Raw genomic sequence first — 17,917 nt, 5'->3', positions numbered from 1 at the left:
GACAAAGGACGTCCGCCGTGCGCCTGTGGGGAGCACCCACCTTGGAACCGGACGAGTGGACCGCCTACATCCCGAGCGGGGAACGCCAGGTCGAAGACCCCTGGCTGCTCACCACGAGCACCTTCACCGCCCCCGAGCCGATGGAGTGGGAGCGGATGTCACACCCCGAGCCCGAACTCCTGTGGTCCAGCACGGGCAATGTGACGGTCGAGGCGGCCGGGCATGTGTGGCTCGTACCGCCGGCGTTGGGGATCTGGCTGCCGGCCGGGATGCCGCACCGGGTGAAGGCGAGCGCTGACACGGTCACGTACGCCACCTTCCTCAACCCCGAGCTGACCCATATGAGCTGGCGCACCGTCACGGGGATCCCGCTGAGCCGTCTCCTGCGCGAGGTACTGCTCCACAACCAGCGGGAGCCGATGCCCGACGAGGTCAGGCTGCGGCTCCAGCAGGTCGGCGTGGACCTGATCAAGCCGGTCCAGGCCGCCTCACTCGACATCCCCCTGCCGAAGACCCCGGAGTTGCGTGCGGTCGCGGACCGGATCATCGCCGACCCGGCCGACGACCGGACCACGGAGGAGTGGGCGAGGGAGCTCGGACTGAGCGGGCGCACCCTGATGCGCTGGTTCCAGCGGGACACCGGTGTCAGCCTCACCCAGTGGCGCATCCTGGTCCGGGTGCGGTCGGCCCTCATCGACATCGCGGCGGGCAAGCCGGTGGTGGCCGTCTCCCGCCGTCTCGGCTATGCCAATCCGAGCACCTTCATCGATCTGTTCCGCCAGGTCACAGGCCACACACCCGCCGCATACTTCCGGTCGATGAGCGGCGGGGAAGACGTGGCACCGTTAGCCGAGCTCCCCCGAGCCCGGGTGTCGTGAAACCAGAACAAAGTGTCGCCATACCCTCATGGGAACTGAGTTACCTTACTTAGGCAAGCCTGCCCTAAGCCCGTATTCGCCGGTCATCGGACCGTCGTACGGGGTCCCTGAAGGAGTCCGATGACACCCCGCACCACCCGTGGATCCCGCCCGTCGCGACGGAGGTTCCTCGCGACGGCAGCCGCGAGCGCCGCCGCCGTGCTGATCATGAGCGCCTGCTCGACGGGCGGAACGGAATCCGCGAAAACCTCGGGCGCCGAGACCCGTACGGTCACCGACATCGCCGGCAAGGTCGAGGTCCCGGCGAAGCCGCAGCGCATCGTCTCCGTCGACTTCTACTCGCCCGCGACTCTCGTCGACCTCGGGATCAAGCCGATCGGGGTCGTCGAGGGGTTCGATGACCCCGACCCGAACCTGCGCCCCAAGCGCTACCACGAGGCGCTCAAGAAGACCGCGACCATCGGGACCTACTACGAGCTCAACATCGAGGCCGTGGCCAAGCAGGACCCCGACATGATCTTCGCTGAGACGCGGTTCCTCCAGAAGGGCGAGCTGGAGCGGCTCCAGGGCATCGCCCCCGTGGTCCAACTCGACGCATCGGGCGTCGGCGCCTGGGAGGACCGGACGCTGATGATCGCCGCGGCCGTGGGCAAGGCGGAGGAGGGTAAGCAGCAGCAGGCGACGTTCAGGAAGCGCGCCGACGAACTGAAGGCCAAGTACGCGGACGTCCTGGCCAACAACACCATCGCCGTGTTCGCGCACGGACAGGACATGTCCACCTGGGGCACCTATCCCACCGGCCACTTCTACGTCCCCGCCTGGGACGCCGTCGGCGCCAAGTTCCGCCCCTTCACCGCGGGCGAGCACAAGGGCGAACCCGGCACGGTGAGCGAGTGGCTGTCGCTCGAACAGATCGGCAAGCTGTCCAACGCGGACATCCTGATCCACTCGTACGGCCTCCAGGACTTCGTCACCTCCCTCTCCAAGAACACCGTGTGGAAGAACCTCCCGGCCGTGAAGAATGGTTTCGTCTTTGAGAACACCCCGGCCGCGGTGGTCTCCTCCTTCGACTGGGGCACCGAGAGCCTGAACCAGCTCGACGGAGTCCTCGCGAAGATCGACGCCAAGGTCGGATCGTGACCGGGGCACCCGCGTACGTCCTCGCGGAAGTGGCCGCCCTGCGACTGCTGTCCCCGGGCATGACCCGGGTCACCCTCCGCAGCGAGGCGCTGGGGTCCTACCCCTCGACCAGCGTCGGCGACGAGTACGTCCGAATCCACTTCCCCGAGGAGGGCGCCGAACCCCTCCTGCCGGAGATCGGCGAAGACGGCAACTGGCACTACCCCGACGACCGCTACCCCCATGTCGCGCCGTACACGATCCGGCGGTTCGATCCGGCGGCCGGCGAGGTGGACATCGACTTCGTCCTGCACGGACACGGTCGCGCGGCCGGCTGGGCGAACCGGGCCCGGCCAGGCGACCGGATCGTCTTCGGCACACCCCGGCGCCTGTACGAACCTCCCGCCGATGCGGCCCGACAGGTCTTCGTCACCGACGCCACCGGTCTGCCCGCGCTGGGCCGCCTCCTCGAACAGCTCGACCCCTCGACCGAGGCGACCGCCGTCGTCGAGATCGCCGACGCCTCGCACACCATCGATCTCACCAGCCCCGCCCGCCGGCTCGATGTGCGCTGGATCCCCGGCCGCGGCAACGGGGTCGGCCCCAGCGCCATCACCGAGGCACTTCGCCAGCTCGCCGTCGCCCCCGGCACCTATGTCTGGGTGGCCGGCGAGTCGAAGGAACTGCGGACCGCACGGCGGTATCTGCGCCATGAACTCCAATTGCCGGCCGAGTGGTACAAGGTGATCGGCTACTGGACGTTCAAGCACGAGGAGTGGCTGAAGCGGTACGAAGCCCTCGACGGCGACACCGTGACCCGGCTGGAGAAGGTCTGGGAGCAGACCAGCGACGAAGAACTCGGACGCGACCTCTACGAAGTGCAGTTGGAGCGTCTGGGGCTATGAGCACGACAGTGGCCGCCGTCCCGGCCGGGCGGCACCAGTCCCCGCCGACCGGGCCGTCCGACCAGGGCGGCGGAGTGCGCGGAGAGCGCCGACCGGGACTGGTGAGCACCAACGTGGGGCGCGCCCTCGGGCTCCTCGCCTGCCTCGCCGTCCTGGCCGCGTGCCTGGTGCTGAGCCTGGCCTTCGGCGCCAAGTCCATCCCCTTCACCGATGTCTGGAACGCGCTCACCGCCCATGACGGCTCGGAGGACGCCTTCATCGTGCGCGACCTCCGGGTGCCGCGGGCCTTCCTCGGGCTGATCGTCGGAGCAGCCCTCGGAGTCTCCGGGGCGCTCATCCAGGCACTCACCCGCAACCCGCTCGCCGACCCCGGCATCCTCGGCGTCAACGCGGGCGCCGGGTTCGCCGTCACCATCGGGATCGCCTTCCTCGGGCTCTCCTCGATCGGGGAGCACCTCGGCATGTCCTTCGCCGGGGCGGTCGTCACCACCACCCTGGTCTACGTCCTCGGATCGGCCGGACGTGCCGGAGCGACACCGGTGCAACTGACCCTCGTCGGCGTGGCACTCAGCGCGGTGCTCGCGGGGGTGGCGGCAGCCATCACCCTGTTGAACCCCGAGGTCCTGGACGCCATGCGGGGGTGGGCCGCGGGATCGCTCGCCGCCCGGGGCTGGAACATCTTCTGGACCATCTTCCCCTTCGTCCTCGCAGGTCTGCTGCTCGCCCTGGCCTCGGCGCGCTCCCTGAACGCGATCGCGCTCGGCGACGACCTCGCCAGGTCGCTGGGCGGGGGCATCGGCCGCACCCGGGTGACCGTGATCATCGCCGTCACCCTGCTGGCCGGCGCCGCCACCGCAGCGGCCGGACCCATCGGCTTCATCGGCCTCATGGTCCCCCATGTGGCCCGTTGGTTCGTCGGCCCGGACCAGCGCTGGATCATCCCCTACACCATCGTCTGCGCGCCGATCCTGCTGATCGTCTCCGACACCGTCGGCAGAATCGTCCTCACCCCCCAGGAACTCCAGGTCGGCATCGTGACCGCATTCATCGGCGCACCCGTGCTGATCCTCCTCGTACGCCGCAAGAAGGCGAGCGGACTGTGAGCAGCACACCCGTCGACTTCGGCAAGCCCGTCGTCGTCTCCCGCGGCCCCCGTTGGTCGTTCCGCTTCGATGTGCGCACCGCCGTGGCCTGCGCGGTCTTCCTGGCACTTACGGCCGGAACGGTCCTGGTCTCGCTCGCGTACGGAACGTACGAGATCCCCCTGGGCGAGGTGATCCGGACGCTGGTGGGCGGCGGCGAGGGGGGCACCAGGAAGATCATCGTTGAGTGGCGGCTGCCCCGAGCGCTTCTCGCGGTGCTCTTCGGCGCGGCCCTGGCCATCGCCGGGGCGATCTTCCAGTCCGTCAGCAGGAACCCCCTCGGCTCCCCCGACATCATTGGCTTCTCCTCCGGTTCCTACACTGGCGCCCTCGTCGTCATGCTGCTTACGGGTGGCGGCTACTACCAGGTGGCCGCGGGTTCCCTGCTCGGTGGCATCGCGACCGCCTTCCTGGTCTTCGTCCTCGCCTACCGCGGGGGAACGCAGGCATTCCAGTTGATCATCGTCGGCATCGCGATCTCCGCCATGCTCGGCGCGTTCAACACCTGGCTGGTGCTGAGGGCCGACATCGAGGAGGCCATGCTCGCCGCGGTCTGGGGCGGTGGCTCCCTCAACAGCCTGGGGTACGAACAACTCTGGCCCGTTCTGGGCATCCTCGCGGTGCTCGTGCCCCTGGCCCTGGCGACCGGTCCCGCCATGCGGCAACTCGAACTCGGGGACGATGCGGCAGCGGCGCTGGGGACCCGCACCAATGCCGTTCGGCTCGTCGTGGTGGTCCTGGGCGTGTCGCTGACCGCGTTGGTGACGGCTTCGGCGGGGCCCATCGCCTTCATCTCCCTGGTGGCACCGCAGATCGCCCGCCGCGTCACCCGCTCCGCATCGGTCGCCCTGTTGCCTTCGGCCGTACTGGGAGCGTTCCTGCTGGTCCTCGCCGATCTGATCGGCCAGCGCCTGTTCGCCCCGGTCCAGCTTCCGGTCGGCATCGTGACCGTCTCGGTCGGCGGGCTGTACTTCGTGTGGCTGCTGGTGCGCGAAGCCCGCAGGGCCAACTGATCCGACCACCCAGCCAAGGACCCGGAAAATGAAGCAGACGCAAGACCACGACGCGACGGACACGGCACCGGCCCGGCTGCGAGCCGAGGACATCACCATCGGCTACGACCGACGCACCATCTCGCGCGACCTGTCCGTCCGGATTCCCGATGGCTCGTTCACGGTCATCGTCGGGCCGAACGCCTGTGGGAAGTCCACACTGCTGCGGGGCCTGTCCAAGCTCCTCAAGCCGTCCAGCGGCCAGGTCGTCCTGGACGGCAAGGCCATCACCTCCTACCGCGCCAAGGAGGTGGCCCGGGTGCTCGGCCTGCTTCCGCAGACCTCCCTCGCCCCGGACGGGATCACCGTCGCCGACCTCATCGCCCGCGGTCGGCACCCCCATCAGAAGCTGATCAAACAGTGGTCGGTGGCGGACGAGGCGGCCCTGCTGCGGGCGATGGAGGCGACCGATGTGTCCGCGCTCTCGGGCCGCCCCGTGGATGAACTGTCCGGCGGTCAGCGCCAGCGCGTATGGGTGGCGATGGTCCTCGCGCAGGAGACCCCCCTGCTGCTGCTCGACGAACCGACGACCTTCCTCGACATCGCGCACCAGATCGAGTTGCTGGAACTGTTCACGCGCCTCAACCGGGAGGGCCGCACCCTGGTGGCGGTGCTGCACGATCTCAACCAGGCCGCTCGCTACGGAACGCACATAATCGCGATGAAGGACGGAGCCGTCGTCGCCGAGGGACCTCCCGCGCAGATCATCACCAGGGAACTGGTCGAGGAGGTCTTCGAACTGCCCTGCACCATCATCGAGGACCCCGTCGCCGGCAGCCCTCTCGTCATTCCCCTGGGCAGTGCGGGGGCGGCGCCAAGTCACCCGGTCGAGGTCTCCAGCGGGCGCGTCTGATCCATCACCCCTTGCACGACCCGGCACCACCCGCCAACCCGCGCGCCCGGCGTTCGCCGCCCGGCCTCAGCGCAGCGCGCTGCGCTGCTGCCACTGTTCGAAGGACAGGTTCCAATTGCTGAAGCCGTTGCCCTGCTCGGGTACACCCTTGGTGTCCTTGCCGGTGATCTCGAACGGATCGCCCACCCGGACGCTCCGGTAGAAGGCGGCGGCATCGGCGGTGCTCATGCCCACACAGCCCGAACTCCTGTTGGCACGGCCGAGGTGGGCGGAGTTCCAGGGCGCGGCGTGTGCGTACATGCCGGACCAGGTCAGGCGCATCGAGTAGTCGACCATCTTGTTGTAGGCATTGCCGAGGCCCACGGTCTCGGAGTTCATATTGATGGTGCCCTCCTTGGACATGAGCACCGTCGTGCCCCGCCAGGAGCGCTTGTCACCGCCGGGGGTGCCTCCGGACACGGGGATGTCGTGGATCTGCTTGCCGTCCCGCTCCAGGGTGAGCCGGTGGTTGTCGAGGTCGACCTTGACGATCTGGCGCGCACCGATGGTGAACGTGGTCGCGTAGTCACGTACGAACCAACCGCCCGCCGCTCCGGAGTGGATGCCGTTCAACTCGGCCCTGAGCGTGACCTTGGTGCCGGGCCGCCAGTACTCCCTGGGCCGCCAGTCCACCCGATCACGGCCCGACCAGTCCTTCACCCAACCCCACGAGCCTTCGGTTTTGTTCGAGGTGGCGACCTTGAGTTGCCGCTCCACCTCCGCCTTGTTCTTGACGGGGTGGTCGAAGCGCAGGGAGATCGGGTGAGCGACACCGATGGTGGTGTTCTCACCGGGGTGCCATTCGACCAGGTTGACCTTGTCGGCCGCGGCAGTGGAGAAGGTCGACTTCCCGCTTCCCGGTGTGCCGTCCTTCGTCTTCGTCGCGGCCGTGACCTGGTACGTCATCCCGGGCACGGCTCTGCGGTCCGAGGTCCACACGGTGTTGCGCTCGGTCAATCTGCCGGCGAGGGGCCGACCCTTGCCGTCGGTGACCTGAACCGAGGTGAGGCTGCCGCCGCGCGCTGTGACCCGCACGGGTTCGCCGGCTTTCACGGCCTTCCCGTTCGGGGTCACCGACACGGTTGCGGGCACACCACCGCCGCGGGTGGCCCCACCGACCCGGTCATCGCTCGTCGCGCCGGTGGCACCGGACGAGCAAGCCGTCAGTACGAGTGGGGCGAGCAGGGCGGCGAACGTCGGGCGCGCGGTGGTGCGGCGTACGGGGCGCGCGGATATCGGGTGCAACGGAGACCTCCGTGGGAGTCGGTCGGCTGGCTGGTGGTCGGCCGCATCGGCGACCCCATGAGGTAACCGTGCGGACGAGCGCCCCGGTTGCCCTATGACGGCCCTCGGTGGGAAACGGTCATCGTCCCGTCACATGCGCCGCTCGGGACGGTCATGGAGCGGTGTGAGCATCCATGGCGTCCCCGCGACAGGCCGGGGTCGGGGTGGAAGAAAGGCTCACACTGTGGCAGCGCTCCTTGTGACACCCGGCCGGGACGACCAGCGCCACCAGCCGAAAGTACGGCTCGAACCCGTCGGCGCCGATGTGTACCGCGCGTTCCTCGCCTCCCGTCCCGGCGCCGCCCTGGGCGCCGGATTCCTTCAGTGCCCCTCGTGGGCCCAGGTCAAGGACGGCTGGCGGCCCCTGCTGCTCGGCTGGGGTCCGGCTCCATCGGCGGGCGCACTCACCGGAGTCGCCCTGGTGTTGCTGCGACAGTTCCCCGGCACCCGTCGGCACTTCGCCTATCTGCCCGAGGGCCCGGTGGTGGACTGGGCTGAGCCGGACATCGACGCCTGGCTCGACCCGCTGTTGCGGCATTTGCGGGACGCGGGGGCCTTCGCCGTGCGCATCGGGCCTGCCCCCGCGCACCGCCGTTGGGACGCCCGTCCGCTCAAGGAACGCAGCGGCCCGGGCGGGCACCTCACGGACGTCCTCGACTGCGCTGTCGACCCGTTGGGGACGGCGGTCGCGGAGCGGTTGCGCGCCCGCGGTTGGCGGCGTTGCGGTGAGGGTTCGGGCGGCGACGGTGACGCACAGCCCCGTCATGTCTTTCGGATACCGCTGACCGACCGCAGCCGGGAGGACCTGTGGTCCGGGCTCAACCAGGAATGGCGACGCAATGTGCGCCGTGCCCAGAAGTCCGGTGTGGAGGTGGTGGTGGGCAGTGCGGCCGACCTGCCCGAGTTCTACCGATTGCTCTGCATCACCGAGAAGCGGGACGGCTTTCGACTCGGCCGGGCGCTGGCGTACTACGAGCGTCAGTACGCGGCTCTCAACGCGGAGGAACCGGGCCGGATGAAGCTGTATCTGGCCCGCCACGACGGTGAGGTGCTCGCCGCGCACACCATGGTGACGGTGGGACGGCGGGTCTGGTACCAGACCGGCGCATCGGCCGATCACCGTCGGGAGGTCCGTCCCTCCAACGCCCTCCAGTGGCGGATGCTGCTGGATGCGCATGCCCTGGGCGCGGAGGTGTACGACATGCGCGGGGTACCCTCCACACTCGATCCCGCCGATCGTTCGTACGGGCTGCTGCGTTGGAAGCTGGGCACCGGAGGTCAGGTCGTGGAAACCCTGGGGGAATGGGAGAAACCGTTGGGTGGCACCGCCAATCACGCGCTGTACCGCGCTTTCCACGCCTATCTGGCGCGCCGATGAGCGCGCCACCCGTGGCAGCTGCGTCGACCGGGACGGCGGACAGCGGGAAGCCCGAGCGGTCCGTCGCCCGCAGCGGCGCGATCATGGCGGCCGGATCGATGGTGTCCCGCGCCACCGGATTCGTGCGGTCATCGGTGGTCGCGGCTGCGCTCGGCATCGGGCTCGCCGCCGACGGCTACGCCGTGGCCAACGCGGTACCCGCGATCCTCTACATGCTGCTCGTCGGCGGCGCCCTGAACGCCGTCTTCGTACCGGAACTGGTCCGGGTCGCCAAGGAGCACGAGGACGGCGGAGCCGCGTACACCGACCGGTTGCTCACCATCTGCTTCGCCGTGCTGCTGGTGATCACCGCGGGTGCGGTGTGGGCGGCACCCGCGATCGTCGATGCGTACACCGGCTACAGCGGACGGCAGGCGGAGATGACGGTCGCCTTCGCGCGCTACTGCCTCCCGCAGATCTTCTTCCTCGGCCTGTTTACGCTCCTGGGGCAGGTGCTGAACGCCCGTGGCCGGTTCGGCGCGATGATGTGGACGCCCGTCCTGAACAATGTCGTGGTGATCGCCGTGTTCGGCCTCTATCTGGCGACCGCCGACGGCGCCGCGCTGACCGATGCGGAGATCGCACTCCTCGGCTGGGGCACGACCGCGGGCATCGCCCTCCAGGCCCTCGCCCTCGCCCCCGTCCTGCGTGCGGCGCGTTTTCGTTGGCGGCCCCGCTTCGACTGGCGCGGCCAGGGCCTGGCCAGGCCCTTGCGTGCGGCCGGCTGGCTGGTGCTGCTCGTCCTGTCCAACCAGGTCGCGTACTGGGTCGTCACCCGGTTGGCGACGGCGGCGGGCGAACGGGCGGCGGCTGAAGGCATCGACGGCGGCGCGGGCTTCAGCGCGTACAGCAATGCCTATCTGCTGTGGGCCGTGCCGCACGGGATCGTCACGGTCTCCCTCGTCACCGCGTTGTTGCCCCGGATGAGCCGGGCCGCGGCGGACGGTGACCTGGCAGGTGTGCGACGCGATGTGTCCTACGCCCTGCGGACCAGTGCGGCCCTCATCGTGCCGGCCGCCTGCGCCCTGTTTGCTCTGGCGCAGCCGTTGATGACGGTCGTCTTCGGCTATGGGAGGACCGACGAGGACGGCATCGTCATGATGGCGGGAATCCTGATGGCCTTCGCCCCCGGACTGATCGCCTTCTCCGGTCAGTACGTGCTCTGCCGCGCCTTCTACGCGCTCTCCGACACCCGTACCCCCTTCCTCCTCAACCTGGTGATCGCCGGGCTCAACGCGACCCTGTCGCTGACCGCCTACACACTGCTGCCGGTGCGGTGGGCGGTGACGGGGATGGCCGGGGCGTACTCCTTGGCGCTGACGATCGGCTGGGTGGTGACGGCGATCGTCCTGCGCCGCAGGCTCACTTCCCCGAGTACGAGCGCGGTGCCGGCTCCGCGCGAAGGTGAAGCACCGCTGTCCGGAACCGAGTCCGAGCGGGCCGGCCGGGGCGCCCAGCGGGCGAAGAACCGCGGAGTGTGGCGGTCCGCCGCGGTCGGCGCCCAGGCCCGGCTGTTGCTCGCCGGAGCCATCGCCGCGCCCCTCGGACATATGGCCGCGACCCGGGCCGCGTCCCTGGGCGCCGTCGGCGCGGGCCTCGTCGGCGCCGTGGCCATCGGGCTGGTCTTCGCAACTCTGGCCCGCCCGTTGCGGCTCACCGAACTCGAAGCCGCACTCTCCGGCCTCACCCAGCGCATTCGCAGACGCCCCACCAGGCACTGAAACCCCTTTGGAATACTGCGCTCATGCCACGCGTGCTTCTCATCGAAGACGACCCCTCCGTACGCGAAGGAGTCGAACTCGGCCTGCGCCGACGCGGGCACGACGTCCGGACCGCCGCCACCGGGGAGGCCGGACTCGCCGCCCTCGACGAATTCCGGCCCGATCTCCTGCTCCTCGATCTGATGCTGCCAGGGGTCAACGGTGTGGAGGTCTGCCGCCGGGTGCGGGAGAGCAGCCAACTGCCGATCATCATGCTCACCGCCCGCGGTGACGACTTCGACGTCGTCATCGGCCTGGAGGCGGGCGCGGACGACTACATCGTCAAGCCGGCCCGCACTCAGGTGATCGAGGCCCGCATCCGGGCCGTGCTGCGGCGGTTCGACGAGCCGGCAACCGGGCGACCTGCCGTGGAGTTCCACGGCGACCTCTCCATCGACCGCGCAGGGCTCACCATCACCAAGTCGGGTCGACGACTGGCGCTCGCACCCTCCGAGATGCGTCTGCTGCTGCACCTCAGCGCCACCCCCGAGCAGGTCTTCAGCCGTCAACAACTGCTGGAACACGTCTGGGAACACAGCTACCACGGTGACGCAAGATTGGTCGACGCCTGTGTCCGGCGGCTGCGCAACAAGATCGAGGACATACCGGGAAACCCCCGCTACATCCAGACCCTGCGCGGCTTCGGCTATCGCTTCGGGCCACTGTGAAGCGCCCGCGGAAGCGCGCCGACCGGCAGCCGAAGACCGTCGGCACATCGGCCACGGACCCCACCGTCGACGATGACGACAGACGCATCACCCCGTTCGGCCTGCGCACCCGGATGGTCCTCGCGTTCCTGCTCGTCGCAGCCGTCAGCGCCGTGACGACCGCGGGTCTCACCTATCGCGAGGCACGCAGTTCCGTACTCCAGGCGACCCAGGACACCGCGGTCTCTTCCTTCCGCGACCAGATCCAACAGTCGCCCGTCGAACTGCCCGTACGACGGGACAGCCTGAAGCGGACCCTGCGCAACATCGCCAGCAAGGGCAAGCCCCGCCCGTGGTACGTCTTCGCCGAGTACGGCGCGATGCGCGTCTCCTCGGGCACCAACCCCGTCTCCACCGTCATCACCCCCGCGCTGCGCCGCAAGGTGACCGGCTATCCGCACGGCAGCTTCGAACGGGTCATCAAGGACGGGATTCCCTATCTGGCCGTCGGAATGCCCGTCGTGCTCAAGTCCAAGACGGGCGCCACACTGCCCAGCGGACTCGTCCTCTACGCCACCATGCGGCTGTCCGATGAACAGACGCAGATCGAAGCCCTGGTGACAGCGGCCCGCAACGGCGCGATACCGGGACTCGCGATCGCACTGATCCCCGCGCTGCTCGCCGCCCGCAGCGTGCTGCGTCCGGTGCGCGAACTGCGACGGGCAGCCCACGACATGGGCAAGGGCAAGCTGGACACCCGCATCAGGGTCCGTGGGAACGACGAACTCGCCGGACTCGCCCGTACCTTCAACGCATCCGCCGGTGAACTGGACCGTTCGGTCACGGAGCTACGAGAGGCCGAGGCTCGGGCCCGGCGTTTCGCCGCCGATGTCTCACACGAACTGCGCACTCCCCTGGCCGGGATGCTGGCCGTCACCGAGGTGCTCGACGAGGACGCCGCCCGCCTCGACCCCGACACCGCCCAGGCCGTCAGGCTGATCAGCGCCGAGACCGGAAAGCTGGCCGTGCTCGTGGAGGACCTGATGGAGATCTCCCGGTTCGACGCCCGCGCCGCCGAGCTCAACACGGACGAGATCGACGCCGCCGAGACCATCCGCAGGACTCTGGCCACCCGACACTGGACCGACCTGGTGCACACCGATCTACCGGACGGCATCCGGGCGCGGCTCGACCCCCGCCGCTTCGATGTCGTGATCGCCAATCTGGTGGGCAACGCCCTGCGGCACGGCGACGCACCCGTCACCGTACGGCTACGCTCCTCGACCCGCCGGGATGGTGCGCCCGTGCTGATCACCGAGGTCATCGACTCGGGCCCGGGCATCAGGCCCGAAGCCCTCCCACACATCTTCGACCGCTTCTACAAGGCGGATGTGGCCCGCACCCGTTCGACGGGCAGCGGGCTGGGACTCGCGATCACCCGGGAGAACGTCCGGCTCCACGGCGGTACGGTCCACGCCGGGAACGCCCTCGGTGGAAAGGGCGCGGTCTTCACCGTCGAGATCCCCCTGGGCACCGGAAGGACGGGCGCATGAGGGGGCCGCTGCGCATCGGGGTCACCGCGCTGCTGCTTACCGCGCTGCTCACGGGCTGCGGCATCAGCGCGACCGACCCGGTCGAGGCCGGCGACCCCGCTTCGATCGAGGTGTCACCCGGCCAGCCGGAACGGATGTTCCTCTTCTTCCGGTCAGCGGGCGGTGCTCTGGTCCCAGTGCCCGTGATCGGAACCACCTGGGGAGAACAGACCCCGCGATACATGACGAGCTCCAAGTTCCTCGCCATGCTGTTCGCGGGACCGCAGCCAGAAGAACGGGCCGCCGGGCTGAGGGACGGGCTGCCGGATCTCCCCCCGGGCGGCAGGATCGTCGTCGTACCGGCCGAGGACGGTGGCACCACGGTCCACCTGCCCATTCCCCTGGCCGATCTTGACGACACGGCGGTCCGTCAGGTGGTCTGCACCACCGCCTACTTGGTGGCCCCTGACAGTCCAGGAGAGGTGCGCCTCGGCAGCAAGGACGGAACGACGGAGTTCACCACCTGCGACGCGGAGACCACAGCAGCCACGGTGGCCCCTCGGCCGAGCATGATGTCCGACGAGCTGCATCGGAAGTGGCACACCGAGGCCCCGCAGCCCAACTAGTCGAGCGACGTGGCTCCCGGACCTTCCCGCGTCCCACATCGCGGTGGTGCCCCATCCTCCCGCACGGCTCCGTCCGGCGAATGCACCGGACGGAGCTGGCACGGCAACACCCCGCGGAAGCCGGTCCCGTACGGTCGGTGGACGGCAGCGGCAGACCATCGGGGAGCGGGGAGCGTCAGCCCGGAGACGGCACGTCCGCGATGGGGCTCACCCCGCTGCGCTCACCCGTACTGCTGATCGGCTGAACATTGCGGCTGAACAGAATGGCGAATGCGGACAGCAGGATCGGTAGGCAGCCCCAGATCAGACCGGAGCGTATCCAGGCATCGGCCTGCTCCTGCGAGCCCGAGCCAGCGGCGGACAGTGTCGCCGTGAACAGGGCACCGCCGATGATCGCCCCCACCTGACCGAGTGAGTTGATGAACGAGCTGCCGGTGGCACGGGTCTCCACCGGAAACGATTCGCCCGTGAAGAACAGCACGGCGGCGTACGGACCGATCAGGAAGAAGGTGCCCACCGCATACGCGCCGACCAGCAGCGGAAAGTTGCCGGCCGGTCCCAGCACCATGATCGTGAAACAGCAGGCCGAGATGAGCCATCCCGCGAAGATCGTCGTCCGGCGGTTGATGCGATCGCCGAGCCAACCGTGGAAGAGATAGCCGAGGAACCCGGCCGCGTTGGAGACGATGAGCACCTCCAATGCTCCGGTGAAGGAGACCTCCTTGCCGTTGACCAGGATCAGCGTCCCCTGGAAGGCGAAGGCCAGGATGCCGAGCCAGTTCAGCAGGAAGGCAGCCGACAGGGAAACCGTCGCGCGCAGCGACGGTCCGCGGAAGAGACCGCCGAGCCCTGCCTTGTGTTCGCTGTGGTCCTGCCCGGTGAGCCTGGCCAGTTCGGCGGCTTCCTCGGCCCGCCCCTCGGCCGCGAGCTCCGCGATCCGCTGGCGGGCGACGAAGACCGGGCTCTCCTTGAGACGGCGCGCTGCGAACAGCATGAAGATCGCGGGGAACACGGCCACGACGAAGCACAGTTCCCAACCGCCGATCGGCTCCAGGATGTAGATCGAGAGCGCGGCGAGCACCGCGCCGACGGGCCAGCCGCCCTGCACGATGGAGAACAGGAAGCCACGGCGTCTGATGGACTTCTCGTCCGTGTACACATGCGCGAACATCTCGTTGAGGTACGTCGCGTTGACCGCCTGTTCGCTGTATCCGACGCCGGCCAGGGCCCGGATCAGCACCAGCAGGACGATGCCCGCGGTGCCGATGGCACCGGCCGCATAGCCGCCGAACCAGGTGAGGAGTGAGGCGATCGCCGCCCCGACGACACAGCCCACGATCCCGGCCCGCCGTCCGAACCGGTCCACGAAGGGGCCGACCATGAGTGCCACGACAGCGGTGCCCGCCGTGACCCAGGTGTTGATGCCGGTGGCCCGTGCGCTCGTCCAATCGAGTTCGTCGCTGATGACGGGCAGCAGATTGGCGAAGAGGATGAAGTCGTACACGGCGAACGTCCAAGCCAGAAAACAGATGACGATCGATCGTTTGACGTCTTTGAGCGTCACACTCGCATGGATGCGTTCGGCCTCGCGCTGAACACTGGTTAATGCATTCATGACATGACTCCTTGGCGCACCGAGGGTTGCACGGAACTGTGCTTGGCCCCCCTGGTGCACTGACACGCCGGGCAGTGACTGCACTTCAGGGTCACCCCGGGCAGCGGACCGTACGGAAGTGCTCCTGCCCGCCCAGGCGATCTCAGCCCGGTGCGAGGAGGAGGTTCGACAGCAGCCGCGTCCTGATGGGCGCGGCTTTGCTGACGAGACCCGGGCGGGCAGGCACGTACTGCCCGAACCGGGGGAAGACAGGGGCTGGATACAACCGGTTCGCCGCCCCTGGTTGCCATGACCGCGCTCGCGGGGGCATGGCTGTCGAGCCGCACCGGCGGTTCCACCACCGGGCCGGGTACCGCCGGCCGCTTCGACGACAAGTCCGTCCAATCCCATGACGTACAGGGGCTCCGGTGGGCCGGAGCCGAGCAGGCCAAGGGTCGTGCGGACCACCGGCAGCGGAGTGAGGGGCACACTCCGGCACCCAGGACCGTTACCCGCCCCGGGCCGACGGAATGCCTCCCGGACCCATCACGCGGCCGATCGGTTCGACGACATCCCGAGGAATCCCTGCCGAAGCCGGACCGCCTGATGTCAGGTGAGGTTCCTGGGCCCGGGTCACCCTGGTCGAACTCCGGACGATCAAGGACTCCCCGTGCAACCCAATGGCTCGATCAGATCGGCAGCAGGGTCCGCCGAGCCGACGCCGCCGACGGCATCTGAGCCGCGGCGTAAACCCTCTTCGCCACGACTGCCAATGGCTGAATCTCGACTCCGCCACTCGATGAGAAGACGACACAGGGCCGTCAAGCATTGGTCAAGGCCGTGGGCAGTGAACACGGATGGTCTGCTGGGTCGCAGTCCGGCGGAGCATCGAGGAGCCCGGCCGGAGAGCGCTCGATCACCGACTCTCATCGTGAGCAATCGATCGATCGCCCCTCCGGTACGCGTTTCAGAGCGATCTCGACAGGGACTCCTCCCCCGGCCCGGCACCGGGCGGAGCCCTGGGGGAATTGCGAATCCGGTGCGCCCCACCGTCAAGGTCCCATGATCCGCTTCGCCCGCGGAATGCCAGCAGTTGCACACTCAACGACCACCGCGCCCAGTTCCTCGTACGCAGGCGATGAGGACCGCGCCGAGGCGCAAGATCGACATATCAGACCATGGCAATCTGCTCCGCATCGCACCGCGACAGCCCACGCGTGACCTAAACAGCGATGGAAAAGAATGAGTGGATCCTGTCGCTCAGACGATCCCTTGGGGCAATCAGAAAGAGGCATTGCGAAGCCAAAAGATTGTGCATATCTTTAACGCATGCAATAGTAACCTTCGGCTTAATCTAGTACGAGGGGCGATGCTGGGCGGATAATCGGGCGGCTATTTCCGCTGAATCAGGCATCTCCCCCTCTTGTGCGCAGCCAGGACTCTCACTACGGGGTGATTCGGATGGATGCCACCACAAACGTCCAGGACGCAAGGGCCGTAAGACCACGTCGGCCAGTCCCTCTGACGCTTCGGCGACAGAGACAGGGAAGCGAACGACCCGTTCGCACTCAGGTGCTCACCACGGGGGTGGGACTTGAGATTCCGGTGGACCTCTCGTTCGAAGACTGGGAACGCGCAGGTCAGCAGCTGTCTGGCGTCGTCAACTCATCGGTCTGGTGGCTTGGCGACTGGCTGGTTCACGGAAAGGAGAACTTCTCCGACCGCTATAAACGGGGAGTTCGTGAAGCCGGCCTCAGCTATCAGACCCTGCGGAACTACGCCTGGGTTTCCCGTCGCTTCGAATTAGGCCGCCGACGGTCGGGGCTCAGCTTTCAGCACCATGCGGAAGTGGCATCTCTTTCGATCCCTGAGCAAGAATTGTGGCTCGACCGTTCCGAGCAAATGCAATGGAACACAAAGCAGCTGCGAAATGCTATTCGCGAGGCTCATGACGGCGCCTCAGGGTACGACAAGAAATCATCGGAAGTGCAGCGTCTCGCGGTCCCCGCGAAACGCCTCCAGTGGTGGCGCGAGGCAGCTGAGCGGTCGGGGGTCGACTTCGAGAAATGGGTACTCGAAACCCTCGACGGAGCGGCCAGGCAAGCACTGGACGACACGGAAGATGCCGACGGCGCGTCGGCGATGAGCGAGGGACTGACCTCCTGCGACCCGCCTGAACTCCATCAACCTCCGGAAGCCGTACGGCCTCCTGGAGACGTGGCCCAGCCGACCGTCTACGTGGCCGACTGGATGTAACAGACCTGCACCACCGCACCCTTTCTCCATGACCGCCCCTCTTCTCACGCAACGGCGCGGGTGCGGCGCCAGGTTTCCCTGTGGCGTCACTTTGTCCTGTCGACCGGACAGAGTGGCGCCCTCTTGGCGTCATCGACGACCACGGTAGAGCAAGAGTGACGTCATCTCAATGGGTCCTAAATTCGTAAAGGTTGGCCCGCCCGGAAGGCACTTCAGCCCAGTGACGGCGACGAAGGTGCCGCCATGGCGATTGTTCTGGCGCCATGGATGTGCCACTATGACGTCATGGACTTGACGCCCTATGTCGACAGCCTTCGCCGTGACTTCCTGGCCGCGGCGGAGGCACGTGGCGAGGAAGCACTCGCAGTCGGGGAAGAGCTCACCGCGGCGTTCGACTCGTCAGTCCGGCTCACGCTGCTCAAAGCGCTGTCGGATGCGGCTGAAGAGATCACCACCGACCTCGTACCGGGGTCGGTCCAGGTGCGCCTGCGCGGCCTCGACCTCCGATTCGTGGTGATTCCACCACCGCCCGAACTCTCACCCGAAGGCGACGATGCCGGATACGGAGACGAGAGCGCACCGGCGGAAGCGGGGGGTGAGACCGCCAGGATCACCTTCCGTCCGTCCGAAGGCATCAAGGCCCAGGTCGAAAAGGTGGCAAGCCGGGAGGGAGTCTCGGTCAACGCCTGGCTGGTGCGGACCGTCACAGCTGCACTGCGGGTCGGCAGCCGGCGCACCGAACGGCGGGGATCTCCTGGGACCAGGCGCTACACCGGCTGGGCGCGATAGCAGCCATGACACGCAAGCGGGCGC

At 68.2% G+C, this 17,917-nt stretch carries 15 protein-coding genes; 13 read left to right on the top strand and 2 right to left on the bottom strand.

The genetic code is table 11. The annotated features are described in order from the left end of the window. Positions 1 to 17: 17 nt before the first annotated feature. The 6 genes from OID54_RS31970 (at position 18) to OID54_RS31945 (ending at position 5,949) form a co-directional block, all read left to right on the top strand. A complete protein-coding gene (locus OID54_RS31970) occupies positions 18 to 878 on the top strand; it encodes an AraC family transcriptional regulator (RefSeq protein ID WP_329025236.1) in 861 nt (286 codons plus the stop codon). A gap of 120 nt (positions 879 to 998) precedes the next feature. Then, positions 999 to 2,018 carry an ABC transporter substrate-binding protein gene (locus OID54_RS31965; RefSeq protein WP_329025234.1) on the top strand — a complete coding sequence of 340 codons (1,020 nt, stop codon included), beginning with the start codon at positions 999 to 1,001 and terminating at the stop codon, positions 2,016 to 2,018. After that, the gene (locus OID54_RS31960; RefSeq protein ID WP_329025233.1) at positions 2,015 to 2,902 is read left to right on the top strand and encodes a siderophore-interacting protein; all 888 of its coding nucleotides are present in this window, start codon (positions 2,015 to 2,017) and stop codon (positions 2,900 to 2,902) included. Before OID54_RS31965 ends, OID54_RS31960 begins: the two co-directional genes overlap by 4 nt. After that, entirely contained in the window at positions 2,899 to 4,005 is a 1,107-nt protein-coding gene (locus tag OID54_RS31955) for an iron chelate uptake ABC transporter family permease subunit (protein WP_329025231.1), read from the top strand. Before OID54_RS31960 ends, OID54_RS31955 begins: the two co-directional genes overlap by 4 nt. Further along, positions 4,002 to 5,057 (top strand): FecCD family ABC transporter permease, encoded by a 1,056-nt coding sequence (locus tag OID54_RS31950; protein WP_329025230.1) that lies wholly within the window; start codon positions 4,002 to 4,004, stop codon positions 5,055 to 5,057. The genes OID54_RS31955 and OID54_RS31950 overlap by 4 nt, the downstream gene beginning before the upstream one ends. A 28-nt stretch (positions 5,058 to 5,085) precedes the next feature. Further along, positions 5,086 to 5,949 carry an ABC transporter ATP-binding protein gene (locus OID54_RS31945; RefSeq protein ID WP_329025228.1) on the top strand — a complete coding sequence of 288 codons (864 nt, stop codon included), beginning with the start codon at positions 5,086 to 5,088 and terminating at the stop codon, positions 5,947 to 5,949. Positions 5,950 to 6,015: 66 nt separating this feature from the next. Here the strand turns inward: OID54_RS31945 and OID54_RS31940 are convergent, their stop codons facing one another. After that, positions 6,016 to 7,224 (bottom strand): Ig-like domain-containing protein, encoded by a 1,209-nt coding sequence (locus OID54_RS31940; protein WP_443055808.1) that lies wholly within the window; start codon positions 7,222 to 7,224, stop codon positions 6,016 to 6,018. Positions 7,225 to 7,456: 232 nt separating this feature from the next. Between OID54_RS31940 and OID54_RS31935 the strand changes: the two genes are divergently transcribed. The 5 genes from OID54_RS31935 (at position 7,457) to OID54_RS31915 (ending at position 13,254) form a co-directional block, all read left to right on the top strand. Then, positions 7,457 to 8,650 (top strand): lipid II:glycine glycyltransferase FemX, encoded by a 1,194-nt coding sequence (locus OID54_RS31935; RefSeq protein ID WP_329025223.1) that lies wholly within the window; start codon positions 7,457 to 7,459, stop codon positions 8,648 to 8,650. Beyond that, a complete protein-coding gene (gene murJ / locus OID54_RS31930) occupies positions 8,647 to 10,410 on the top strand; it encodes a murein biosynthesis integral membrane protein MurJ (protein ID WP_329025221.1) in 1,764 nt (587 codons plus the stop codon). Before OID54_RS31935 ends, murJ begins: the two co-directional genes overlap by 4 nt. A 23-nt stretch (positions 10,411 to 10,433) precedes the next feature. Beyond that, a complete protein-coding gene (locus OID54_RS31925; RefSeq protein ID WP_329025219.1) occupies positions 10,434 to 11,117 on the top strand; it encodes a response regulator transcription factor in 684 nt (227 codons plus the stop codon). Between the two features lie 113 nt (positions 11,118 to 11,230). Then, positions 11,231 to 12,649, top strand: a complete 1,419-nt coding sequence (locus OID54_RS31920; protein ID WP_329027914.1) for a HAMP domain-containing sensor histidine kinase — start codon at positions 11,231 to 11,233, stop codon at positions 12,647 to 12,649. Then, positions 12,646 to 13,254, top strand: a complete 609-nt coding sequence (locus OID54_RS31915) for a hypothetical protein (protein ID WP_329025217.1) — start codon at positions 12,646 to 12,648, stop codon at positions 13,252 to 13,254. The genes OID54_RS31920 and OID54_RS31915 overlap by 4 nt, the downstream gene beginning before the upstream one ends. A gap of 175 nt (positions 13,255 to 13,429) precedes the next feature. Here the strand turns inward: OID54_RS31915 and OID54_RS31910 are convergent, their stop codons facing one another. Continuing rightward, complete coding sequence (locus OID54_RS31910) at positions 13,430 to 14,869, bottom strand: MFS transporter (protein WP_329025215.1); 1,440 nt, start codon at positions 14,867 to 14,869, stop codon at positions 13,430 to 13,432. A 1,566-nt stretch (positions 14,870 to 16,435) separates the two neighbouring features. On the opposite strand from OID54_RS31910, the gene OID54_RS31905 reads away from it, so the two are divergent. Continuing rightward, positions 16,436 to 17,104: an LmbU family transcriptional regulator gene (locus OID54_RS31905; protein WP_329025213.1), complete on the top strand. Its 669-nt coding sequence runs from the start codon at positions 16,436 to 16,438 to the stop codon at positions 17,102 to 17,104. Between the two features lie 285 nt (positions 17,105 to 17,389). Continuing rightward, positions 17,390 to 17,893, top strand: coding sequence for a hypothetical protein (locus tag OID54_RS31900; protein WP_443055807.1), 504 nt, complete (start codon positions 17,390 to 17,392; stop codon positions 17,891 to 17,893). Positions 17,894 to 17,917 lie beyond the last annotated feature (24 nt).

The sequence above is a fragment of the Streptomyces sp. NBC_00690 genome (assembly GCF_036226685.1).
Lineage (GTDB): Bacteria > Actinomycetota > Actinomycetes > Streptomycetales > Streptomycetaceae > Streptomyces.
This window is presented reverse-complemented; position numbering and strand designations above follow the sequence as displayed.